The sequence below is a fragment of the Siccirubricoccus phaeus genome (genome assembly GCF_008360935.1).
GTDB lineage: Bacteria > Pseudomonadota > Alphaproteobacteria > Acetobacterales > Acetobacteraceae > Siccirubricoccus > Siccirubricoccus phaeus.
Genome location: NZ_SRXO01000010.1, coordinates 224,542 through 247,514 on the forward strand (window position 1 = coordinate 224,542; position 22,973 = coordinate 247,514).

The 22,973-nt window shown below is 70.9% G+C and carries 20 protein-coding genes and 1 pseudogene; 6 read left to right on the forward strand and 15 right to left on the reverse strand.

Annotated elements, in window-relative coordinates; all coding sequences use genetic code 11:
* Positions 1-191: 191 nt before the first annotated feature.
* The 7 genes from E5N76_RS29550 to E5N76_RS15940 all read right to left on the reverse strand — a co-directional run bounded on the left by E5N76_RS29550 (position 192) and on the right by E5N76_RS15940 (position 5,339).
* The gene (locus tag E5N76_RS29550; RefSeq protein ID WP_187830203.1) at positions 192-497 is read right to left on the reverse strand and encodes a hypothetical protein; all 306 of its coding nucleotides are present in this window, start codon (positions 495-497) and stop codon (positions 192-194) included.
* Positions 494-1,873, reverse strand: a complete 1,380-nt coding sequence (locus tag E5N76_RS15915) for an AMP-binding protein (protein WP_149538293.1) — start codon at positions 1,871-1,873, stop codon at positions 494-496. Before E5N76_RS15915 ends, E5N76_RS29550 begins: the two co-directional genes overlap by 4 nt.
* Entirely contained in the window at positions 1,863-2,330 is a 468-nt protein-coding gene (locus E5N76_RS15920; RefSeq protein WP_149538294.1) for a hypothetical protein, read from the reverse strand. The genes E5N76_RS15915 and E5N76_RS15920 overlap by 11 nt, the downstream gene beginning before the upstream one ends.
* A gap of 64 nt (positions 2,331-2,394) precedes the next feature.
* Positions 2,395-2,715: a phosphopantetheine-binding protein gene (locus E5N76_RS15925; RefSeq protein WP_328593061.1), complete on the reverse strand. Its 321-nt coding sequence runs from the start codon at positions 2,713-2,715 to the stop codon at positions 2,395-2,397.
* A 200-nt stretch (positions 2,716-2,915) separates the two neighbouring features.
* Positions 2,916-3,788, reverse strand: coding sequence for a MipA/OmpV family protein (locus E5N76_RS15930; RefSeq protein ID WP_149538295.1), 873 nt, complete (start codon positions 3,786-3,788; stop codon positions 2,916-2,918).
* The gene (locus E5N76_RS15935; RefSeq protein ID WP_187830204.1) at positions 3,785-4,504 is read right to left on the reverse strand and encodes a methyltransferase domain-containing protein; all 720 of its coding nucleotides are present in this window, start codon (positions 4,502-4,504) and stop codon (positions 3,785-3,787) included. The genes E5N76_RS15930 and E5N76_RS15935 overlap by 4 nt, the downstream gene beginning before the upstream one ends.
* Positions 4,505-4,565: 61 nt before the next feature.
* Entirely contained in the window at positions 4,566-5,339 is a 774-nt protein-coding gene (locus tag E5N76_RS15940) for a class I SAM-dependent methyltransferase (RefSeq protein ID WP_149538297.1), read from the reverse strand.
* Positions 5,340-5,505: 166 nt separating this feature from the next.
* Between E5N76_RS15940 and E5N76_RS15945 the strand changes: the two genes are divergently transcribed.
* Both E5N76_RS15945 and E5N76_RS15950 read left to right on the forward strand, forming a co-directional pair.
* The gene (locus tag E5N76_RS15945) at positions 5,506-6,291 is read left to right on the forward strand and encodes a lysophospholipid acyltransferase family protein (protein WP_207791995.1); all 786 of its coding nucleotides are present in this window, start codon (positions 5,506-5,508) and stop codon (positions 6,289-6,291) included.
* Positions 6,267-7,022 (forward strand): glycosyltransferase family 2 protein, encoded by a 756-nt coding sequence (locus E5N76_RS15950; protein ID WP_149538299.1) that lies wholly within the window; start codon positions 6,267-6,269, stop codon positions 7,020-7,022. The genes E5N76_RS15945 and E5N76_RS15950 overlap by 25 nt, the downstream gene beginning before the upstream one ends.
* A 244-nt stretch (positions 7,023-7,266) precedes the next feature.
* Here E5N76_RS15950 and E5N76_RS31265 read toward each other — a convergent pair.
* The 3 genes and pseudogenes from E5N76_RS31265 to E5N76_RS15965 all read right to left on the reverse strand — a co-directional run.
* Positions 7,267-7,956, reverse strand: a pseudogene (locus E5N76_RS31265) (polysaccharide deacetylase family protein); the annotation flags it as partial.
* Positions 7,957-8,004: 48 nt separating this feature from the next.
* Entirely contained in the window at positions 8,005-9,363 is a 1,359-nt protein-coding gene (locus tag E5N76_RS15960; protein WP_149538300.1) for an NAD(P)/FAD-dependent oxidoreductase, read from the reverse strand.
* 317 nt (positions 9,364-9,680) lie between these two features.
* Positions 9,681-10,658, reverse strand: a complete 978-nt coding sequence (locus tag E5N76_RS15965) for a tripartite tricarboxylate transporter substrate binding protein (RefSeq protein ID WP_149538301.1) — start codon at positions 10,656-10,658, stop codon at positions 9,681-9,683.
* A gap of 296 nt (positions 10,659-10,954) precedes the next feature.
* On the opposite strand from E5N76_RS15965, the gene E5N76_RS15970 reads away from it, so the two are divergent.
* On the forward strand, positions 10,955-11,923 hold the full coding sequence (locus E5N76_RS15970; protein ID WP_149538302.1) for a Bug family tripartite tricarboxylate transporter substrate binding protein: 969 nt from the start codon (positions 10,955-10,957) through the stop codon (positions 11,921-11,923).
* Between the two features lie 240 nt (positions 11,924-12,163).
* Here the strand turns inward: E5N76_RS15970 and E5N76_RS15975 are convergent, their stop codons facing one another.
* Both E5N76_RS15975 and E5N76_RS15980 read right to left on the reverse strand, forming a co-directional pair.
* Complete coding sequence (locus E5N76_RS15975) at positions 12,164-14,263, reverse strand: 3-hydroxyacyl-CoA dehydrogenase NAD-binding domain-containing protein (protein ID WP_149538303.1); 2,100 nt, start codon at positions 14,261-14,263, stop codon at positions 12,164-12,166.
* A gap of 228 nt (positions 14,264-14,491) precedes the next feature.
* Entirely contained in the window at positions 14,492-15,949 is a 1,458-nt protein-coding gene (locus E5N76_RS15980) for an amidase (RefSeq protein ID WP_149538304.1), read from the reverse strand.
* Between the two features lie 124 nt (positions 15,950-16,073).
* Here E5N76_RS15980 and E5N76_RS15985 point away from each other — a divergent pair, with 124 nt between their 5' ends.
* Positions 16,074-18,383 carry a xanthine dehydrogenase family protein molybdopterin-binding subunit gene (locus E5N76_RS15985; RefSeq protein WP_149538305.1) on the forward strand — a complete coding sequence of 770 codons (2,310 nt, stop codon included), beginning with the start codon at positions 16,074-16,076 and terminating at the stop codon, positions 18,381-18,383.
* Between the two features lie 163 nt (positions 18,384-18,546).
* Here E5N76_RS15985 and E5N76_RS15990 read toward each other — a convergent pair whose 3' ends face one another.
* The 3 genes from E5N76_RS15990 to E5N76_RS16000 form a co-directional block, all read right to left on the reverse strand.
* The gene (locus E5N76_RS15990; RefSeq protein WP_149538306.1) at positions 18,547-20,262 is read right to left on the reverse strand and encodes an N-acyl-D-amino-acid deacylase family protein; all 1,716 of its coding nucleotides are present in this window, start codon (positions 20,260-20,262) and stop codon (positions 18,547-18,549) included.
* Positions 20,263-20,486: 224 nt separating this feature from the next.
* A complete protein-coding gene (locus E5N76_RS15995) occupies positions 20,487-21,125 on the reverse strand; it encodes a glutathione S-transferase family protein (RefSeq protein ID WP_235907723.1) in 639 nt (212 codons plus the stop codon).
* On the reverse strand, positions 21,122-21,748 hold the full coding sequence (locus E5N76_RS16000; RefSeq protein WP_149538307.1) for a glutathione S-transferase family protein: 627 nt from the start codon (positions 21,746-21,748) through the stop codon (positions 21,122-21,124). The genes E5N76_RS15995 and E5N76_RS16000 overlap by 4 nt, the downstream gene beginning before the upstream one ends.
* A 103-nt stretch (positions 21,749-21,851) precedes the next feature.
* On the opposite strand from E5N76_RS16000, the gene E5N76_RS16005 reads away from it, so the two are divergent.
* Together E5N76_RS16005 and E5N76_RS16010 are read left to right on the forward strand one after the other, a co-directional pair.
* Positions 21,852-22,319, forward strand: coding sequence for a disulfide bond formation protein B (locus E5N76_RS16005; protein WP_149538308.1), 468 nt, complete (start codon positions 21,852-21,854; stop codon positions 22,317-22,319).
* On the forward strand, positions 22,316-22,864 hold the full coding sequence (locus E5N76_RS16010) for a demethoxyubiquinone hydroxylase family protein (protein WP_149538309.1): 549 nt from the start codon (positions 22,316-22,318) through the stop codon (positions 22,862-22,864). The genes E5N76_RS16005 and E5N76_RS16010 overlap by 4 nt, the downstream gene beginning before the upstream one ends.
* Positions 22,865-22,973: the final 109 nt, after the last annotated feature.

The following is a 22,973-nucleotide window of genomic DNA, read 5'->3' on the forward strand; positions in this document are numbered from 1 at the left end:
ATTCCGGCTGGCAACGGCCCGGCGCGGCGCTTCGCCTTCCGAGAGCGGGATTGGCCGAGTTTCGCTCGACCAATCCCGCTCTGGCCGGTTGTTTGATCGCGTGATTCACGGCTTCGGTCGATCCGGCCTCGGCCGATCACCAGCTTTCGTTTTCGGTGGCCCGCTCGTCCGCGAAATTCGCGGGCAGGACACTAGGGAAGCGGACATGCCAATTCCCCCGTGAGCACGGTGCTGCCGCCGCGTCGGCAGGTGAAGAGAACGGTACCGGCCTCCCGCGGTTTCAGCGCGATCTCCACCTGGTCGCCAGGACCGACCGGGGCGGTGAATTTGGCGCGAAGAATGCTGATGCCGCGGCCATGGGCGCAGCCGGCCGCCAGCAGCACCGCATCCAGCAATAGCACGCCCGGCAGGATCGGCCGCCCGGGGAAATGCCCGGGCAGCGCCGGATGGTCGGCGGGGACGGAGAACCGGTGAGTTGGCGCCGCGCCGCCGCTCACGCCGGCCCCGTTGCCGGCACGCGCAGCCCGGCCAGGGCGCTGCGGGAAAGCTTGCCCAGCCGGTCCCGCGGCAGGGCAGGCACCAGCAGGATGGGGCGGGGCAGGAAGAGCGGTTCCAGCCGCGTGCGGAGCGCCGCCAGCACCGCCTCCGCCGTCAGGCCGGGGGCGACGACATAGGCGGAAAGCCGCGCCCCCGGATTGCTCTCGAGGTCGTCCGGCGCGACGAAGACGCCGTCCTCTACCCCCTCGATCTCCAGCAGCCGGCGGTTGAGGTCGGCCAGGGAGGCCCGCCTGCCGCCGAGCTTCACCAGGTCGCTGCGCCGGCCGAGCAGGCGGAAGCGCCCGGCCCCGGAGGGTTCCAGCACATCCGCCAGGGCGACCTCGCCGAGGCCGGGTACCTGGACCCCGGCCTCCCGCAGCTCCACCCCGCGATAGGGCAGCCAATCCGCCTCCCGCACCGTGCGGCGGCTGGCCATGGAGCCGGCCTCGGTCGCGCCGTAGATCTCCAGCATCGGCGTCTGCCAGTCGCGCTCCACCGCCTCGGCCATGCTCGCCGCCAGCGGGGCGGTGGCGGAGATCACCGCCTCCAGCGCGGCGGGGCGGCGGCCCTCGGCCAGCAGGGCACGGAGATGCAGCGGGGTGGTGACCAGCACGCGCCGCGTCGGCAGCCAGGCCAGCGCGTCCAGCACGTCGCTCGGGAAGAAGCTGGCACCGGCATGGATGGCCATGCCGGCCTGCAGCGGCAGCATGATCGTGGTCTCGAAACCGTACATATGCTGCGGCGGCACGGTGGCGAGGAGGGTGACGGCGGCGGCGCCGCTGCCATGCAGGGAAAAGCGCTCCGCCGCCGCCTGGGCCGCGGCGACCAGCGCGCCCCAGGGCTTGGGATGCGCCGCCGGCTCCCCGGTCGAGCCGGAGGTGAAGCCGATCGCGACGATGCGTTCCACCGGGATTTCCGGGACTGCGACCACCTCGCCGGCCGCGCTGTCCCCTTCCGCGAGCCGGAAGGCGGGCAGGGGGAACTCCCGCTGCTCGCCATCGGCGATCACATAGGCGCCAGGGTAGCGGCCGGCGAGGGCGAGCAGCCGCCCCGGCTCCGGGTCCGCGTGCAGCAGCGTAACATGGCCGCGCAGCAGGGCGGCGACGAAGCCCACCAGCATGCGGTAGCGGTCGGTGCAGAGATTGATGGCGTGCAGCGCCACGCCCTGGCCGGCAGGCGGCAGGCGGGCGGCCAGGGCCCCGGCCTCGGCCAGGAAGGCCCCGACGGTGATCGCCTGGCCATTGCGGAAGCAGATCACCTCCTCCGGTGAACGGGGGATCAGGGGCCAGGCGGTGTTCCGTGCCAGGTCGATGAACTCCCCGGCCTCAGAGCGCATGCGGCACCCGCATATGGGAGAGCCAGATGGCGCGGCAGGTGCGCAGCAGGGTCACCCGCCCCAGCTCGGGGAAGCAGCGGCGGCGCAGCCAATGCTCCCCGACAAAAAGGGCAGGGCAGAGGACAAGCTGCAGGCGGGAGACGAGGCCGGCCGACCAGGCCCCGCAGGCCGCGCCGAGAAAGGCCAGGGCGAAGCAGGCCAGCAGCAGCGCCCAGGATGCGGTGAGGCGCCGCGTATAGCGTTCCAGCCGACCGGAGCGGGCAGCGGAATCATAGCGGCTGTAGCGGGAGATCAGCGGCTCCTGCCCCGGGCGCAGGGTCACGCCGAATTGCAGGCTGGCCAGCAGATTGCCCAGCGCCGCCAGCAGGGCCGGGCCGGCCCGCCCGGCCGCGCCGAGGATGACGCCGCCGGCCGCGGCTTCCGCCGCGAACAGCGCGAGCAGGAGCACGGCCGGCATGGCCGTTACACCCGCGCGGCTCGATCCTGGCGGCGGGTCGGGATCGTGGCGGACCGGCATGCCGTCACCTGGCCCGATGCTTCTCGATATGGGCCGTCAGGCTGCGCAGGGAGGCGAAGATGCGGTGGTTGCGCTCGTCGTCGGATCGCAGCTTGACGTCATAGGCCTTCGACAGGGCCAGGGCGATTTCCAGCGCGTCGATCGAATCGAGGCCGAGGCCCTGGTTGAACAGCGGCGCCTCGGGGTCGATCTCCTCGGCCGCGACCTCGAGCGACAGGGAAGAGACGATCAGGCGAGCCACCTCGAGTTCCTCCGAGGTGAGGCGGGATGGCAGGGCGACGGTTTGGGGTTCGGACGAGCCGAGGGACATGGGGGTGGGTTCCATCGCGCGATTCAGACCGCTTTGTCACACAGCGGCATTTTCCGTTTTCTTATCAGAAATTTGGCGGTTCTGACAAGTTGAGGCGCCGATCCCGGCCGGCCGCGCCAGGCCAGGGGCGGAGAGCTGGATAGGCAGCCCGCCGGCGCCCCGCCAGTGCCCTGGCGCACATCCGGGAGGTGCGGCGTTGAACGACAGGTGAGGGCTCAGTCGAAGGGCTCCGCCCGGGAGGCGACCTTCGCCTCCGACCGGTAAAGGGTGAAGGAGAGGCCCAGCACGAAGCTGGCATTGAACTCCGAGCGGAGGAGCGGGCTGTCGGCATTGCTGGCGCCGCTGAAATTCTCCAGCCGGCCGCCCGCCGTCACCCAGAGCGACTCGGTGACCGGCACGCGGTAGGAGAATTGCATCCGCAGGCCGAGATAGCCGCCGGCGGCGTCATAGGCGGGGCGGCCGGGACGGTCGAACTCGCCCTGGACGCGATACCAGTAATCCATCAGCCCGCCCGAGGCGAAGACCGGCCCCAGCCCGACACGGGCTCGCGACCCGGCCAGAACCAGCCCGGTCCGTTCCACCGCCAGCTCCGGCGCGAAGACATAGCCGCGGTAGCGGATGCGGGAGAAATCGGTGGAGAAGACCGCGCGGATCGGGGTTTCCAGCGTCAGCCGCGTGCGGTTGGGCGCATCCCGCCACGCCACCCAGCGCAGCGAGGGGCCGATCTCGCCGAGCCAGTCCAGGTCCGGCATGCCCTCCCGCGCCCGGTTGTCACTGGAGCGGCTGCCCAGCGCGCCGCTGGCGTTCAGGGTGAATTCCAGATCGCCCTCGCGGTACATCCGGCCGCGCAGCCCGCGCTCGTCGCTGCGCAGGAGGTCGCCGCGATAGATCAGCCAGGGCAGGGCCAGGCCGTGCACACGCGACTGCCCCGCCCCGGGATAGTCCGGCAGCAGCGCCGCGCCGCCGAACACGCCGGCCTCGAACAGCGGCTGGGCGGCGGGCTGGGGCGCGGTGGGCTGCGCCCTGGCGGCGGCGACGGCAAGGCAGCTCGCGGCGCCGAGGGCGGCGAGCGGGATGGCGCGCCTCATGCGGGCGGCCTTTCGGCGACGAGCAGGACATTGGGCAAAGGCGTGCGGCCCCAGCAGGGGGTGATGGTCACGGCGAAGCCCGCCTCCGTCAGCAGGCCCTGCAGCCTTGGCAGGGGCAATGGCTGGATCTCGACCTGGTCGCGCCGCAGCCGCCGGCCCAGCCTTTCCATGGCGAAGCCCAGCCGGGCCCGCCAGCCCGAATCCGGGTCGAAGGCGCGGATCAGGATGCGGCGCCGGGCCGCCTGGGTGACGCGGGCCAGCAGGCGGAGCTGCGCCGCCTCCGGCATCTGCAGCAACACGTCGATGAGCAGGATGGTGTCGCAGGTGGGTACCGCGACGGTGGCGAGGTCGGCGATGCGGAACTCCGCCGGCAGGCCGGCGGCGGCGCGGCCGGCCTCGGCGATCTTGCCTGCATGCATGTCCAGGCCGAGGAGCCGCTCCGCCCGGCCCGCCAGCAGCAGCGCCAGGCCGAGCTGGCCGCGGCCGCATCCCAGATCGGCGACGCTGCCGAAGGGCGCCGCTGCCGCCTGCCGCAGAATGGCCAGGGTGGCCGGGTCGGTCAGCAGCTTGCCGCGGACGAAGCCGCGGGCGAAGCGGGAGGCCCCCGCATAGCGCGCCACGACGCGGTCGCAGAGCGCCTGGATCTCCAGCGCCTCCCGCGCCGGCGGGATGCCGCGCCGCCGGCCATCGCCGCCGAGGAGCGCATCGCCGCTCATGCCGGGCCGGCCGCGGTCGCCACGGTCGGGCGCCGCCAGGGCGCCGGGAAGGCCAGGGCGATCACCCTTCCGCCGCTCCCCCGGCAGCCGGCCGGCGCGCCATATAGGCGCGGAAGATGCCGAGCTGGACCTCGCAGCGGACCTCCTCGAAGCCGGATTGCCGCAGCGCGTCCAGGATGGTGGCCGGCGCCACGCAGGCATCGATGGTGTCCCAGTAATACTGCATCAGCAGCCTGGCCTGCCGGCCGCCGCCCAGCAGGGCGCTGACGGCCGGGATGACGCGGCCGAGATAGAAGCGCACCGCGGCATAGGCGAGCCTGCCCCTGGGCCGCGCGATCTCCAGCAGCAGCAGGCGGCCGCCGGGCCGCAGCACGCGGCGGTACTCGGCGAAGGTCGCCGGCAGGCTGGCGACATGGCGCAGCGCATAGCCCATGCTGAGGAAGTCGAAGCGCGCATCGGCGACCGGCAGCGCCTCGGCGCGCCCGCAGATCAGCTTCACCGGCAGCGCGCGGCCGGTCTGCCGCAGCATCCCCTCGCTGAGATCGAGCCCGACCACGCCGCGCGCGGAGCCGAGCAGCCGCACCGCCTCCCGCGCCACCAGCCCGGTGCCGACCGCGACATCCAGCACCGCCTGGCCGGGCTGCAGCCCCGCGCGGCGCAGCGCCCGCCGCCGATACCAGCCCCCCGACCCGAAGGAGCAGGCCGCATTGATCCGGTCATAGGAGTCGGCCGTGCTGTCGAATACCCGGCGGACGAAGGCATCGCGGTCGGCAGGGGCGGCGTAATAGCGGGTGAGGGGCGGATGCGGCGTCGGAATTCCAGCGTACTCAGCCATGCCCACCACGCCCGTTCATGCCTGCAGCCAGCATTATTGCAACCGTCGCCACATCAGCCTGGCATTGGTTGCCGCATCCCCCCGCCGCTTCACACGGACGCGCCGGTAACCTAGTGTGTCAACCATAGTGGGGGCAACGATGCAGGCGCGCAACCCGGGTCAAGTTTTGCCGAAGGGCAAAGGGGCGGGCGGGCTGCTGGCGTTCTACTACAGCATCGCCTTTTATTTCTGCCTCGCGGTGTTCGGCATCAGTTGCCTGGTCTGGAGCCTGCCGGCCGCCCTGCTGTACCGCATCCTGCCGCGCCGCTGGGGCCAGCCGCTGGGCCAGCTCGGCATCATGCTGGGGTTTCGCTGGTTCCTCGGCGTCATGCGCTTCACCGGCGTGTTCCGGGCCGATCTCTCGGCGCTGGACCGGCTGCGGGCCGAGGGCGGGCTGGTCATCGCGCCGAACCACCCGACGATGCTGGACGCCGTCATCCTGATCTCGCGGCTGCCGCGGGTGGTCTGCATCACCAAGGCGACGCTGTGGGACAACCTCTTCCTCGGCGGGGGCATCAGGCTGGCGGGCTATGTCAGGAACGACCTGCCGCTGCCGATGATCCGCCGCGCCGCCACGGCGGTGCAGGGCGGGCAGCAATTGCTGATCTTCCCGGAAGGCTCGCGCACGGCGCACCCGCCCGTCGACCCCTTCCATCGCAGCTTCGCGGTGATCGCCCGCGCCACCCGGGCACCGGTGCAGACCGTGCTGATCGAGGCGGACAGCCCCTATCTGCGCAAGGGCTGGCCGCTGTTCCGCCGGCCCAGCCTGCCCCTGGTGTTCCGCATCCGCCTCGGCGAGCGGGTGATGGCCGCCGGCGATCCGGATGAATTCGTCCGGACGCTGGAGGGGTATTTCCGCGCCCAATTCGGCGCAGGCAATGGCAGCGCATGGCCTCACGCCACCTCGTACTGATTCCCAGCTACAATACCGGGCCACGCCTGCTGCGGACGGTGCGGGAAGCCCGGGCGGCCTGGAGCCCGGTCTGGGTTGTCGTGGATGGCAGCACGGACGGGTCCGATGCCGCGCTGCTGCAGGCGGTGCAGGCCGACCCCGAGCTGCGGGTCATCCGGCTGACGCGCAACCAGGGCAAGGGCGCGGCCGTGCTGCACGGGCTGCTTGCGGCGCAACAGGCAGGCTTCAGCCATGCGCTGGTGATGGATTCCGACGGGCAGCACCCGGCGGAGGGCATCGGGGCCATGATCGCCGCCTCCCGCGCCGCGCCGGAGGCGATGATCCTCGGCGCCCCTATCTTCGGCCCGGAGGCGCCGCGGATCCGCATCCAGGGCCGGAAGATCTCCAACTGGCTCGCCCGGATCGAGACAAGGGGCGCTGGCATCGAGGACGTGCTGTTCGGCTTCCGCGTCTATCCGATCGCGCTGCTGCTGCAGGTGATGGACGGCACGCGCTGGATGCGCCGCTTCGATTTCGACCCGGAGGCGGTGGTGCGGCTGGCCTGGAACGGGGTGGCGGCGGTCAACCTGCCGACCCCGGTGCGCTACCTCTCTCCCGAGGAGGGCGGCGTCTCGCATTTCCACTATCTGCGCGACAATCTCCGCCTGACCTGGATGCATACGCGGCTGGTGCTGGGCATGCTGGCGCGCCGGGCCGGGCTGCGGCGTCAGGGGGGAGCGGGGCGTGCCTGAGGGAGACCACCTGGTGCCCATACCCCCGCGCATGGGCGAGTAGCCGCGGCACCACCTCCTCCAGCATGCTGCGGTGGCGCGTAGGGCGGTCATGCAGCAGCAGGATGTCGCCCGGGGCCAGGCGGTGCAGCAGCCGCCGCAGGACGCGTTCGGGCTGGTCGGAGACTGTGTCGTAGCCGCGCCGCGTCCAGGTGGCGAGGCGCAGCTCCGTCACCGCCAGGACCGGGTCCAGCAGCGGGGAGCGGATGCCGGCCGGCGGCCGGAAGAAAAGCGGGCGCTGCCCGCAGATGGCGGTGATGGTGTCCTGCGCCCGCTGGATCTCCCGCTGCATCGCCCAGGGCGTCCAGCAGCCGAAGCCGAGCGGATGGGCATAGGTGTGGTTCTCCACGCTGTGGCCCCGGGCGACCATCTCGCGGAGGAGCTGCGGGTGACGCACGGCTTCGCGCCCGATGACGAAGAAGCTGGCCTTGGCCTCGTACCGGTCCAGCAGGTCCAGCAGGCGTGGGGTGATCCTGGGGTCCGGGCCGTCATCGAAGGTGAGGGCGATGGGGCCCGGGTCGCACCCTGCCGGCACCGGCAGCCGGCTGAGATTGGGGCCGAGCATGGTGCTGCGGGGCCACATGCCGCAGGTGAGCAGCGCATGGTTGCTGCCGAGGATGGCCAGGATGGTCCGCCACCACTCGGGCGCCGCCAGGAAGGCGCAGAGGGAGGCGGCATGCAGGGCCAGCGAGGCGCGGATTGCCGGGGTGGGCGACCAGCCCTGCAAGCCGGGCCAGGGCGCGAAGCCGCCATCCTCGGGCCGGTCCGGCAGGCAGGGCTCCGGGCCCAGCCGCAACGGCGCATGACCGGCCGCCTGGGTGAGCGGCACGGCACCCTCCGGCAGCCGGGCGGCAAGCCGCGCCCGCCAGGACCCCTGCTCCGGAGCGCCCCTCATCCTTCGGCGCCGGCGCGGCTGACCCCCGCCGCGCCGCCGGCCCGTGCCTCAGCGATCCGCCCCGCGCGCCGCTTCCCGGGCGCTGTCCAGGCCGGCGCCGAATCCTGAGCTGGGCATCTGGCGGTCAAGCGTCCTGGCCTCCGGCATCTCCGGCCCCATGCCGCACCGATGCAGGCGCGACAATACATGATAAACCGTCTTGAACATCAATACCGGCAGTACCGCCCGCGGGCTGTGACGCAGATTACCTGCCAGCATGTTCACAATCCCGTCGCGCATCCAAAAGGCATTGGACGGCGACATGAACATGGAGCGCAATACAGGATCGTTAATGCGGTAGATGAGCCAGCTTATGCGGTCCATCGCCCTGGCGGTTTCGCGGTTCGTCCGGGCGGCGAGGGCCTGACCGGCCACCGGGTCGTCCAGCCAGGCATGGGCCGCCTCGGCGCCCAGCTCGCCCGCCGTCATGGCCATGAGCACGCCGGTGGAGAACATCGGGTCCACGAAGCCATAGGCATCGCCGATCATCAGATAGCCCGGGCCGGTGCCGCTGCGCGCCCGGTAGCTGTAATTGGCGGTGCTGTAGATCTCCGAAACCCGCTCGGCCTGCCGCATGCGCGCCGAGACGGTGGGGCTGGCGGCGATGCGGTCCTGGAAGATTTCGGCGGCGGTGCCCCGCCGGTTCTTCCAGGCGCTCTGGTTGCCGACGAAGCCGACGCTGGTGACCTCCCCGGTCAGGGGGATGATCCAGAACCAGCCATCCTCCGCGAGGTGGATGCTGATATAGCCCGCCAGCGCCGCCTCCCGCCTCTCCACCCCGCGGAAATGCGCGTAGGCTGCCGCCGTGTTGTTGTATTTGTTGGAGGTCTTCAGGTTCAGCTTGCCGGCGAGGAAGGTGTCACGCCCGGAGGCATCGAGGACGTAGCGGGCCCGGACCTCCAGCGCCGTGCCGTCCGGACGCTGCGCCCGGATGACCGAGGGGCCGCCTTCCGTGCCGAATTCCAGGCTCTGCGCGCGGGTGCCCTGGAAGGTCAGCGCCCCCTTCCGGGCGGCGTTGTCGAACAGGATCCGATCGAATTCCGAGCGCCGCACCTGCCAGGCGAAGGTGCGGTCCCGGTCCAGGGCGCGGGCGAAGGGAAAGGCCTGGCTGCGCCCGGTGCGGTCGGAGACGAATTCGGCGCCCGGCTTGTGCACGCCGATGGTCCGGACCTCCTCCAGCACGCCCAGCCGGTCGAGGATGTCCAGGTTGCGGGGGAGCAGGCTCTCCCCGATGTGGAAGCGGGGATGGACATCCTTCTCGAGCAGCACGACCTTGCGCTGCCGCGCCGCCAGCAACCCGGCCGCGGTGGACCCGGCCGGCCCGCCGCCGATGACGGCGACCTCCGCCTCGATCGTCTCCAGGCTCATCCCCCCTCCCTTCCTGGTCAGGCGAGCAAGGCTGCCGCTGCCGGGATCTGGGCCGGTTGTCATACGCCATGGGGTACGACAATCGGCCCGGCCCCTTGTCGGAAGCGGGCAGGTTGCTCCGGCCGGGCGAGGTCTAGCAGCGTCTGCCCGGCCGGCGCCACCGCGACGCGGGCCACGCTTGTCGCGGGTGGCCATCAGCCGGTGCGCCTGCGGCGGTGGGAATGGCGGTCGCCGGTTCGCCATCGGCCGCGCCCGCAACCAGCCCACCCTGCCTGGCAGAGGGGGCCTGGCCCTGGCCGCCGCCGCCCGCGCCCCGGTCACTCCAGCCGGATGCCGAGCCGCTGGACCATCGCCTTCTCATACTCCGACCGCTGGGCGATGAAGGCGGCGTAGGATTCGCTGTCCAGATACTGTTCCGGCATGTCGAATTGCGCCCGCACCGCGGCGTTGGCCGGGCTGAACAGCGCGGATTTGAAGGCCTCGTGCAGCGCCCGCACCACGCCAGGATCCATCCCCTTCGGGCCGGAGATGCCATAGGGGGAGGTGACGACCATGTCGTGCCCCAGCTCCTTCAGGGTCGGCACGCCGGGCAGGCGGGAGACGCGCGCCGCCGTCCAGACGCAGAGGGCCCGCATGGCGCCGCTTTCCACCTGCGGCACCCAGACGGAGCTGTCCGCGATGCAATCCACCGCGCCGGAAAGCACGGCGGTCATGCCTTCCGAGGAGCCGCGATAGGGCACATGGGTGAACTCCACCCCCTCCCGGGCGCCGAGATCCTCCATGGCCAGGTGGTTGGTGGTGGCGATGCCGGAGGTGGCGAAGGTGACCTTGCCCGGATTGGCCCTGGCATGGGCGATGAAGCCGCGCCAGTCCTGCCACGGGCTGTCCGCCTTCACCGCCACGCCATACATCCAGCCGCAGAGGCGGAGGATGTGGGTGAAATCCGCGACGGCATCCCAGGGCGGCGTCCGCACCAGGAAGGGGCGGCGGACGATGGAGAGGTGCATCTGCCCCAGCGTGTAGCCATCGGCGCGGGAAGCGGCGAGGGGCTGCACATGCAGCGTGCCGCTGGCCCCCGGCCGGTTCTCCACCACCACCGGCTGGCCGAGCGTGGCCTGGGCGATTTCCGCCAGGGAGCGCATCTGCACGTCGGAGGAGGAGCCGGCGGTCCAGGGCACGAAGAGGCGGAGCGGCCGGTCCGGGAAGCGGGGCTGGGCCAGGGCCGGCGCCGCCAGCGCCGCACCGGAAAGGGCAAGCATGGCGCGCCGCGGCAGCGCGGCGGGACTCCTAGGCATGGCGTTTCCTCCTTCGGTTGTTGCGGCAAGCAGATCATGAGTCGGAGGGGGTTTGCCATCCTTCGTCACGAGGCCGGCCGCAGGCATGGCGGCATGCGTGCCGATGACCGGCGACGGGGGTCGGCAAGGGGGTGCGTCGTCCGGCACCGCCTGGGGCCGCAGGACGCGGCGGCCACCTGCCATGTCCGGCTCTGCCCCGGGCAGCGGTGACCCGGACGGTCCGGCAGCGCGGGCGCCGCCGCCTTCCGCTGCCTTTCCCGGCGGCGTAGCCTGCGGGCAAAGACCGGAGGAAACCGATGTTCCTGACGACGCGCCGCGCCGCCTTCGGCGCCGCCCTGCTGGCCACGGGCCAGCTTCGCGCCCAGAGCTGGCCGGCGCGCTCCATCACCTGGATCGTGCCCTTCACCCCGGGCGGCATCACCGACACCTCCTCCCGCCTCGTCGCGCAGCCGCTCGGCGCCTGGCTCGGCCAGCAGGTGGTGATCGACAATCGCCCGGGCGCTGGCGGCGGCATCGGCACGGAGGCCGCGGCGCGGGCCGCGGCGGATGGCTACACCATCCTCTACGGCACCCAGGGCACGCTGGCGACCAACCCCGTACTGTACCGCAATGTCCGCTACGACCCGCTGCGCGACTTCGCCCCGGTGCACGGGCTGGCGCAGACGCCGCTGCTGCTGGTGGTGAATCCGGCACGGCCCTTCCGCACCCTGGCGGAGCTGATCGGCCATGCGAAGGAGCGGCCGGGCGAGCTGACCTTCGCCACCTCCGGCATCGGCACCGGCACGCATATGGCGGCGGAGCTGTTCCAGGCCGAGGCCGGGGTGAAGCTGACCCAGGTGCCCTACCAGGGCAGCGCCCCGGCGCTGAACGACCTGGTCGCCGGCCGCACCGACCTGATGTTCGACTACCTGATCTCCACCCGCGCCTTCCTGGAGTCCGGCCGGTTGCGGCCGCTCGCGACGACGGGCAGCGCCCGGCTGGCGGCGCTGCCGGAGGTGCCGACCCTGGCGGAGGCCGGGCTGCCGGGCGCCGAGACCGCGTCCTGGTCCTGCATCATGGCGCCGGCGGCGGTGCCGGCGCCGATCCGCGAGAAGCTGGCGGAAGGGTTGCAGCGTGCCTTGTCTGAGCCGCGGGTGGTGGAGACGCTGGCCGGCAGCGGCAGCGCGCCGCTGATGCTGGCGGGAGATGGGCTGCGGGATTTCGTCGGGCGAGAGGTGGAGCGGTGGCGCGGCATCGTCGAGCGCTCCGGCGCCAGGGCGGGCTGAACGCCCTGCTCGTCGGACGAGGCCCGCTGCGCGGGCGCTCGACCTCCTCAAGCGGCCCCAGGCCACGGCCATGGTGCCGAATTCAGGTCGAGAGTGCCGCGTAGCGGCGCCGCGCCTCGCGCCGCAGGCGTGCTATCGCATGACGCGCGGCGAAGTCCTTGACCCGATTCGGCACCATGGCTTTCGCGCATGGGCGCCTTCGACGGTGTCGAAGGCGCACAGAGGCGCCTTCGCCGCCAGCTATTGCAGCCGCGGCGCTTTCGCTTCCCGCAGCTTGCCGCCGCTTTCCGCGACGCGGCGCAGCAGCGCGCTCGGCCGCCAGCGATCGCCATAGCGCTGGTGCCAGGCGGCGATCTGGTTGTAGATTTCCTGCGCGCCGATCGTGTCCGCCCAGAACATCAGCCCGCCGCGATAGCGCGGAAAGCCGAAGCCGTTCAGCCACATCACATCGATGTCGCTGGCGCGCAGCGCCTTGTCCTCCTCGAGGATCTTGCAGGCCTCGTTCGCCGAGGCGAAGAGCAGGCGGTGCAGGATCTCCTCATCCGAGAAGGGGCGCTGCTCGATGCCCTGCTCCGCCGCCACCTCCTTGATCAGCCGGTGCACCACCGGGTCCACATGCGGGGTGCGGTCGCCCTTCTCGTAGCGGTACCAGCCGGCGCCGGTCTTCTGCCCCTTGCGGCCGCTCTCCACCAGCCGGTCCGGGATGGGCAGGGTGCGGTAATTCGGGTCCTCCGCCAGGCGGCGCTTGCGGGTGAAGTAGCTGACATCGAGGCCCGACATGTCGTTCACCGCGAAGGGGCCCATTGGGTAGCCGAAATCGACCATGACCTTGTCGATCTGCTCCGGCAGCGCGCCTTCCTCGACCATGATGTTCTGCTCGAGGGTGAAGTAGATGCGGCTGCGATTGGCGACGAAGCCGTCGCAATTCCCCGCATAGCCGCTGATCTTGCCGATGGCGCGGCCGAGCTTCATCGCCGCCCCCAGCACTTCCGGCGCGGTGCGCGGCCCCTCCACCACCTCCAGCAGCTTCATCACATTGGCCGGGGCGAAGAAATGCGCGCCGGCGACCATCTGCGGGCGCTTGGTCGCGTCCGCGATCTTGTCGATGTCGATGGCGGAGGTGTTGGTCAGCAGGATGGCTTCCGGCTTCATCACCGCATCCAGCTTCGCGAATATCTCCTGCTTCACCGGTAGCTGCTCAAACACCGCCTCGATCACCACATCGCACTCGGCGATGTCCTCGATCCGCTCCACCGGCTGGATGCGGGGCAGGCGCTCATCCATCTGCGTCTGGGTGATGCTGCCGCGCTTCACGCTGACGGCGTAATTGTCGCGGATGCGCTGCATCCCGCGGGCCAGGCCCTCCGGGTTGGCGTCCACCAGCTTCACCGGGAAGCCGTTATCGGCAAAGCTCATGGCGATGCCGCCGCCCATGGTGCCGGCGCCGACCACCGCGGCGGTCTTGATCTCCGGCAGCGCCAGATCCTTGGGCAGGAAGGGGATGCGGGCGATCTCGCGCTCGGCGAAGAAGGCATAGCGCAGGGCCTGGGCCTCGGGCGCGTTCTCCAGCTCCTGGAACAGGCGCTTCTCCTCGGCCATGCCCTCGGCGAAGGGCAGGCGCGTCGCCGCCTCCACCGCGGCGATGCAGTTATAGGGCGCCTTCTGGTTGCGCGCCTTGCGGGCGATCGACATGCGCATCTCGTCGAACAGCCCGGGCTCCGCCGCGGCCGGCGGCATGGCGCTGATGCGGCGCAGCGGCTTGCCGATGACGGATCTGGCGAAGGCGATGGCCTCCGCGCGCAGATCCTGGCCAGGAATGATCGCATCCACGATCCCGAGCGCCTTGGCTTCCTCTGCCGGCACGTGCCGGCCGGTGACGATCATCTCCAGCGCAGGTTTGGCGCCGATCAGCCGCGGCAGGCGCTGGGTGCCGCCGCCGCCGGGCAGGATGCCGATCAGCACCTCCGGCAGCCCCACCTTGGCGCTCGGCACGGCGATGCGCCAATGGCAGGAGAGGGCGTTCTCCAGCCCGCCGCCGAGCGCATAGCCATGGATGGCGGCGACCACCGGCTTGGCGCTCTCATCCAGCGCGTCGTAGCTGCGGCGGGGGCTGGGCGGGCGGGGCTTGCCGAAGCGGCGGATATCGGCGCCGGCGATGAAGGTCCGGCCGGCGCCCAACAGCACCATGGCCTGCACCGCGGGGTCGGCATTGCCCTGGTCCACCGCCGCCGCGATGCCCTCCGAGACGCCTGGGCCGAGGGCATTCACTGGCGGATAATCCACCGTGATGACTCCGATGCCGTCGACGATCTCGAACCGCACCACCGGGACTTCACTCATCTCGCTTCCTCCACGCTTTGGAGGCGAGCATCGGACGGTCCGGGGTAGGGGGCAAGCCGCCCGGAGCGGGCTCGGTTGCCTTCACCCGCCTTTATCTCCTGCCCCCGTCCGGGCGCGGTTCGGGCGGCGCAGCGGGCGCCTTTATCGGCAGCCTGACCGCCGAGGCTTGCGGGCGCTCCTGGACGCCGCCGCAGGGCTTCGGCGGGTCAGGGAACGGGCCCGCCGGTGTCAGGCAGCCGTGCGCTGTTCCGGCGGCGGCACCACGCCGGGGCGCGGATCGATGGGCACGGCGCGGTCGAGGCCGGTCAGGCTCTCGAACAGCGCGGCGGCGGCCAGGGCCGTTGCATCCTGCCGCGGCGCGGCGGCGATCTGCAGCCCGACCGGGCGGCCATACTGATCGAGGCCGCAAGGCACCGCCACGGCCGGGCAGCCGGCCAGGGTGATGGCGGCGTTCAGCATGGACGCCGCCATGTAATTCTCCAGCTTCACCCCGGCGACGCTTTCCGGATGCCGCAGCATCACGTCGAAGGCCGGCGTGGCAGCCCCCGGCGTGATCAGCAGATCAAATTCAGAAAAATGCGCGGCGACCCGGCGATACCAGGCGGCGCGCTCCCGCTCCGCCCAGGCGAGGCGGGAGGGGGTGGCGGCCAGGCCGCGCTCCGTGTTCCAGATGATGTCCGGCTTGATGAGGTCGCGATGGGTCTGGAGCTGCAATTCGCGATCCACCACGAAATGCTGGCTGCGCAGCACCAGGAAGGCTTCCTGCAATTCCTCCAGCGCCGGCGCTGCTTCCTCCACCACACAGCCCGCCTCGGCGAAGCGGTGCACCGCGGCCTCGCAGATCGCCCGTGTCTCGCGGTCCACCGGCAGCTTGCCATGGAAATCCGCCGTGTAGCCGATGCGGAAGCGGCGCGGCGCCAGCGAAGCCACGTAGGGCGTGGCCGGTGCCTCCCAGGTCAGCGGGTCCGCCAAATCCCAGCCCGCCATGGTATCGAGGAACAGCGCCACATCCGCCACGTTCCGCGCCATCGGCCCATGCACGGAAAGCGGGGAGAAGAGGTTGCTCGCCGTCCCCCGCGTCACCCGCCCGGGCGAGGGCCGCAGCCCCACCACGCCGCAATAGGTGCCGGGGCGGCGCAGGCTGCCGGCATGGTCCGTGCCATGCGCCAGCCAGGCCTCCCCCGTCGCCACGCTGACGGCACCGCCGCCGGTGGAGCCGGCGCAGGTCAGCGCGGTGTTCCAGGGGTTGCGGGTGCGACCGAACACCTCGTTGAAGGTGGAGCCGCCGGCGCCGAATTCCGGCGTGTTGGACTTGCCGAGCACGATGCCGCCGAGCCGTTCGATCCGCTCCACCAAGGGGTGGGAGCGCGCCGGCACATGGTCCTTGAAGATCGGCGAGCCATAGGTGGTGCGGACGCCCGCCACATCCGTCAGGTCCTTGATCGTCACCGGCAGGCCGGCGAGCCAGCCCGGATGCGCCGCGTTCTCCGCGGCCTCGCCCGCCATGATCCGCCGCGCATGGTCGCGGGCGCGGTCCAGGCAGAGCGTGGGCAGCGCATTCACCGCCGGCTCCACCTGCGCGATGCGCGACGCCGCCGCCTCCACCAGCTCCAGCGGTGAGACGTTCCGCCGCTTCAGCCGCGCCACGGCCTCGGTGGCGGTCAGGCGGATCAGCTCCTCACTCATGCAAACCCCCTTGGCGTCGGCGCGCAGCCTGCCATATCCCCGCCGCGGCGTAAGCCGGGGGGCGCGGCCTTGCCACCGGGCCGGTCCCCCTGTCTCATGCGCCGGCCGGAGAAGGAGCTACAGCATGGATGGCGGGTTCGGGCGGTTCGGCAGCGGCCAGAAGGTCAGGCGCATCGAGGACCGGCCCCTGGTGCAGGGCGCCGGCCAATTCACCGATGATATGAGCCTGCCCGGCCAGACCTGGCTGGTCTTTCTTCGCTCCCCCTACGCCCATGCCCGCATCGTCTCCATCGACCCTGGCCCGGCCCTGGCGCTGCCCGGCGTGGTGGCGGTGCTGACGGGCGAGGATGTGGAGGCCGCCGGGCTGAAGCGCCTTGGCGTTGCGCTGCCCTTCAAGAAGCCGGATGGCTCGCCGCTTTCTGCCCCGCCCCGCCCCGTCCTGGCGGTGGGGGAGGTGCGCTTCGCCGGCGAGGCGGTGGCGGCCATCATTGCCGAAAGCCCCGGCATCGCGCGCGATGCCGCCGAGCTGGTGGCGGTGGAGTATGAGGAGCTGCCCGCCGTCACCAATTTGCGCGAGGCCGCCGCCCCGGGCGCGCCGCCGGTCTGGCCGGAGGGCAACATCGTCGCCCAGACGCAGTATGGCGACCGGGAGAAGGCGGAGGCCGCCTTCGCTGCGGCGGCGCATACCGTCTCGCTGGACATCGTCAACCAGCGCCTGGCGCCGGTTTCCATGGAGCCGCGCGTGGTGCTGGCGGAGTATGATGCGGCGACGGACCGCATCACCCTTCGCATGAGCACCCAGATGCCCTCCGGCGCGCGCGACCAGCTCACCAAGGAAGTGCTGGACGTGCCGGTGGAGAAGGTGCGCGTGCTGGTCGGCGATGTCGGCGGCGGCTTCGGCATGAAGACCGGCCTCTACCCGGAGGATGCGGTGGTGGCCTTCGCCGCGAAGCAGGTGGGGCGGCCGGTGAAATGGGCCTCCACGCGGATGGAGGATTTCCTCTCCGCCCTGCATGGCCGCGACACGGACAGCCAGGTCTCCATGGCGCTGGATGCGAATGGCAAGGTGACGGCGCTGCGGGTGCGGACGCTGGCGAATATGGGCGGCTATACCCGCGCCTCGGGCGTCGCCATCCAGCTGCTGATCGGGCCCTGGGTCTCGACCAGCATCTACGACATCACCTGCATCGACTTCCAATTCACCGCGGTGCTGACCAATACCGCGCCGACCGGCCCCTATCGCGGCGCCGGACGGCCGGAGGCGATCTACATCATCGAGCGGCTGATGGATGCCGCCGCCCGCAAGACCGGGCTGGATCCGGCCGAGCTGCGCCGGCGCAACCAGATCGACCCGGCGCTGATGCCCTACACCAACGCCATGGGCCAGACCTATGACAGCGGCAGGTTCAACCAGGTGATGGAGCAGGGGCTGACGCTGGCGGATTGGGACGGCTTCGCCGCCCGCGCGGCGGAGAGCGCGAAGCGTGGCAAGCTGCGCGGCCGCGGCATCGCCACCTTCCTCGAATGGACCGGTGGCAATGTGTTCGAGGAGCGCGTCACCGTCGCGGTGAAAGCCGAGGGTGAGATCGAGATCTACGCCACCACCCAGGCCATGGGCCAGGGCATCGCCACCTCCTACGCCCAGCTCGCTTTCGATGTCTTCGGCGTGCCGCTGGAGAAGATCCGCATCGTGCTGGGCGACAGCGATCGCGGCACCGGCTTCGGCAGCGCCGGCTCGCGCTCGCTCTTCACCGCCGGCTCCGCGGTGAAGGTCGCCTCCGACCGCACCGTGGACAAGGCGAAGGAGCTGGCCTCGGAGGCGCTGGAGGCCGCGGCCGCCGATCTGGAATATGTCGCCGGCCAGGTGCGCGTCGCCGGCACGGACCGCGCCATCGGCATCTTCGAGCTGGCGGCGCAGCAGCCGGAGCGGCGGATCTTCATCGACAGCACCAGCAGCGTCTCCGGCCCTACCTGGCCGAATGGCTGCCATATCTGCGAGGTGGAGATCGACCCGGAGACCGGCGAGGTCGCCATCCCGATTTACGTCTCGGCCAATGATGCGGGGCGGGTGGTGAACCCGCTGATCGTCGAAGGCCAGATCGTCGGTGGCGCCGTGCAGGGGCTGGGCCAGGCGCTGATGGAGGCGGTGGTCTATGATCCGGAGACGGGCCAGCCCCTCTCCTCCACCTTCATGGACTACGCCATGCCGCGTGCCGATCTGGTGGCGGATTACGTCACGGCGCTGGACCAGAGCATTCCCTGCCAGACCAACCCGCTGGGCGTGAAGGGGGTGGGGGAGCTGGGCACCATCGGTGCGACGCCCGCCCTGGTGAATGCGGTGGCGGATGCGCTGGCCCGGGCCGGCAAACCGGCGGCGGCGGATGCGCTGCAGATGCCGCTGACGCCGCCGAAGGTCTGGGCGGCGCTGCAGTAGCGAGGGAGGGCTCTGCCCTCCCTCGACCCTCCCGCAAAGGGTCGAAGGACCCTTTGAACCCTAGAGTCTGGCGCTTCGACCGACGGGTCCAGGACTCATGGTTTCCAAAGGCCCTTCGGCCTTTGGTGGGGGGAGTTTGAGGGGGGCAAAGCCCCCCTCAAGATCAGCGCCCCGCGCGCACCAGCTTGCCCGGCAGCGCGCCCGTATGCGCGCCATTCTCGAACACCGGCACGCCGGAGACGAAGGTGGCCTTGTAGCCGCTCACCTGCTGCACCAGCCGCCGGCCGCCGGCCGGCAGGTCGTACACCACTTCCGGCTTCTGCACCCGCAGCCCGTTGAAGTCGATGACGTTCACATCAGCCTTCTTGCCCACTTCCAGCGTGCCGCGGTCGTTCAGGCCGAAGAACTTCGCCGTCTCGCTGGTTTGCCGCTTCACCACGAATTCCAGCGGCAGGCGCGGCCCGCGGGTGCGGTCGCGGACCCAGTGGATCAGCATCCAGGTCGGCATGCCGGCGTCGAGGATGGAGGAGCAATGCGCCCCGCCATCGCTCAGCCCCAGCACCGTCGCGTCATCCGTCAGCATGCTGCGGGTGACTTCCAGGTCCGCGACGTTGTAGCCGGTGACCGGGAAGAAGATCAGGTTGGCCGGATCCTCCGCGATGTAGTCATAGGCCACCTCATCCGGCGTGCGGCCCTCCCGCTGCGCGATCGCCGCGATGCTCTCGCTCTCCGCCGGCTCGTAATTCGGCGGGTTGCCCAGCTTGAACATGCGGTGCCAGCGGCGGACGATGTGCTGGCGGAACTGGCTGAGCCGGTTCAGCAGCTCCCCGGAGGGCGTGTCGGCCAGCACCTCGGCGCGCACCGCCGGATCCTGCAGGCGCTTCATCCGCTCGGCGATCGGCAGTTGCAGCAGGCGCTGGTAGCTGGGGCGGATGCTGAAGGGGTTCAGCGCGGTATCGGCGCCCAGCATCACGCCCACCGGGCGGCCCGGCACCTGCGCCGTCACCATGGCGCCGGCGGCGCGGGCGGCGCGCACGCCATCCATCAGCCGCTTCCAGCGCTGGTCATCGGTCGGCCGGTCGGTCAGCAGGAACCAGACCGGGCGGCCAGTTTCCTTGCCGAGCTGCGTCATCCAGGCGAGCTCGCTTTCCTCGATGTCGAAGTCGCTGTTCATCCCGAAGGCGCCGTAGCCCACCTTGCCCAGGGCGCGGCCGATGCCCATCAGCTCCTCGATCTCCGAGTAGCGGCTGGGCACCATGCCGCCGGTCGGCGTCTTGTGGCTGTTGGTGCGGCTGGTGGTGAAGCCGAAGGCGCCGGCCTTCATGCCCTCCAGCGTCAGCCTGTGCATCTCCGCGATGTCGTCGGCGGTCGCCGCTTCCAGCTTGATGGCGCGCTCGCCCATCACATAGACGCGCAGCGGGTGGTGCGGGATCTGCGCACCGATATCGATGGTGCGCTGCATGCCATCCAGCGCGTCCAGATAGTCGGGGAAGCTTTCCCAATTCCATTTGAGGCCCTCGGCCAGGGCGATGCCGGGGATTTCCTCGATGGATTCCATCAGCCCGATCAGCTCGGCATGGTCCTTCCGCCGCACCGGCGCGAAGCCGACGCCGCAATTGCCGAAGAGGATGGTGGTGACGCCATGCCAGGAGGAAGGGGCGAGGACCGGGTCCCAGGTCGCTTGGCCGTCATAATGCGTATGCGCATCGACCCAGCCCGGTGTCACGATCAGCCCGCTGGCGTCGATCTCCCGCTTGCCCGGGCCGGCCTTGCCGCCGACCTGGGCGATGCGGTCGCCGTCCAGGGCGATATCGCCGGTGAAGCCCGGCTTGCCCGTGCCGTCGATGATGGTGCCGCCGCGGATGACGGTGCTGTGCATGGCCCGTTTCCCTCTTTCTCAGCTTGGCGGGGATTGAAGGCCCTTTGTCCGGTGTTGGTCAAGCGACCGAACAATGCCGCTTCCTTTCCCGCTGCGCGGGGGAGGGAAGGGGCAAGGGTGTCGCGCCGCTGACGGCCTGGTCAAGGGGGCGGCCCTGGCGGCTAAGCCCTTATCCCGGGCCGAGTTCCCCCCAAACCTACCCACCCGCGGAGCGGTGCCTCCGCTCAGCTCAGCGGCACGGCCACACGGGTGGCGTAGGGGACGCGCGCCCGCAGCCTGGCGTACCAGGCGGCCAGGTTCGGCAGCTCCGGCCGGTCGATCGGCAAGGCGAACCAGCGATGCAGGAAGCCGCCCATCGCCATGTCGGCAATGCTGAAGGCGCCCGCCACATGGGTGCGCCCCTCCAATTGCAGCTCGACGATCCCCCACAGCCGCGCCGCCGCGTCCCGCGCCTTCGCCACCGCCGCCATGTCCCGCGCCGCCTCCGGCGTGCGGACCAGCCCCCAGAAGACGATCCGCATCGGCTCGTTCAGGGAGGCGATGGTCCAATCCATCCAGCGTTCCACATCCGCCCGGGCTTCCGGCGCCTCCGGGTAGAAGGCGTTGCCGCCCGGCTGGGTGCGGCAGAGGTAGCGGAGAATCGCGTGGCTCTCCCACAGCGTGTAGCCATGCGGCATCACCAGCGTCGGCACGGTGGCGTTGGGGTTCATCGCCGCATAGTCGGGGTCCCGCGTGCGGCCGAATTCGCCGCCCGCCTCGATCCGCTCGAAGGGAATGGCGAGTTCGTCCAGCAGCCACAGAACCTTCATCACGTTGACCGAATTCGCCCGGCCCCAGACCGTCAGCATCCGTGGCGCGCTCATGCCAGCTCTCCGGCGCAATGGGTGACGAAGCCGGGATGCTCGGCCTTCAGCCGTTCATACCAGGCTTCCAGCCGCGCCAGCTCCGGGCGCGCGATAGGCAGGGCGAACCAGCGGTGCAGGTAGGGCCCCAGCACGATATCGGCCAGGGAGAAGCCGCCGGCGACATGGCGCTTGCCCTCAAGCTGCTTGTCCACGATGCCCCAGAGCCCCGCCGCTTCCTCCAGCGCCCTGGCGATGGCGGCCTGGTTGCGCTGCGCCTCCGGCGTGCGGGTCAGGCCCAGGAAGAGCGTGCCCATCGGCGGGTTGAGGAAGGCGAGCTGCCAATCCATCCAGCGCTCCACATCGCCGCGCGCCTTGGGGGCGGTGGGATGGATGGGGTCACCCGGGGCACGCGTCGCCACCAGGTAGCGGAGGATGGAATTGCTCTCCCACAGCGAATAGCCATCCTCCTCCTCGATGGTCGGCACCCGGCTGTTCGGGTTCATCGCCAAGTAGAAGGGCTCCGTTGTGCGGCCATACTCGCCGCCGACATCGATGCGTTCATAGGGAATCGACAGCTCCTCGCAGAGCCAGAGCACCTTCATGACATTGCTGGAACTGGCGCGCCCCCAGATTTTCAGCATGGGTTCCTCCTCTCCTCCGTCCGGGCGGCAGCCTATGGGGCATGGTTCCGCGGGTCCAGTTGCGCGGCGCCGCGCCCGGGGCGAAACAGGGTGCATGTTCGGCATGATCAGACTCGCCCTGCTCGCCGCCGCGGCGCCGCTCTTCGCTTGGGCCAGCGAGGGGCTGTTCGGCCTCGCCCCCTGCGAGCTCTGCCTGTGGCAGCGCTGGCCCTATGCGGTGGCGGCGGCGCTGGCGCTGGCGGCGGCGGTGTTCCGCCGGGCAAGGGTGCTGTTCGGTGGGCTGGCGATTGCGGCGGTGCTGGCCTCGGGCGCCATCGGCGCCTTTCATGTGGGGGTGGAGCAGGGCTGGTGGCCCTCGCCCCTGGCGGGATGCCAGGCGCCGCGGGCCGTGCCGGGCGCCAGCGTGGAGGATATGCTGCGCAGCCTGGCCCCGGCGCCGACCAAGCCTTGCGATGCGCCGACCTATCTGGTGCCCGGCCTGCCGATCTCCATGGCGGGGATGAACGTTCTTTATGCCCTTGGCCTGGCCGCGGCCGGGCTGGCCTGGCTGCGGAGGGGAACCCGCATATGAGCACGACACCACGCCGCCTGCCCGGCGACCCGACGCCGCGCGAGCAGGTGGCGCGCACCATCCGCGTGGACCATGCCGGCGAATATGGGGCGAAGCGGATCTATCAGGGCCAGCTCGCCATGCTGCGCGGCACGCGGCATGAGGCGCTGATCCGCCACATGCAGGCGCAGGAGCAGGAGCATCTGGACACCTTCTCGCGGCTGATCGCGGAGCGCAGGGTGCGCCCCACGGCGCTGCTGCCCTTCTGGCATGTGGCGGGCTTCGCGCTGGGGGCCGCGACGGCGGCGCTGGGCTACCGCGCGGCGATGGCCTGCACCGTGGCGGTGGAGGAAGCGATCGACGAGCACTACCAGGCACAGGAAGCGGCGCTGGGCGAGGATGAGGCGGCGCTGAAGGCACATATCGCGAAGTTCCGCGCGGAGGAGCTGGAGCATCGCGATATCGGGCTGCAGAACGAGGCGGAGCAGGCGCCCGCTTATCGGCTGCTGAGCGCGGCGATCAAGGCGGGGTGCAAGGTGGCGATCAAGGTCGCGGAGCGGGTGTGATTGAGGGGGAGCTCTGCTCCCCCTCAAACTCCCCCTCGCAAAGGGCCGAAGGGCCCTTTGAACCCTTGAGTCTCGACCCGACGGTCGAGACGCCAAACTCATGGTTTCC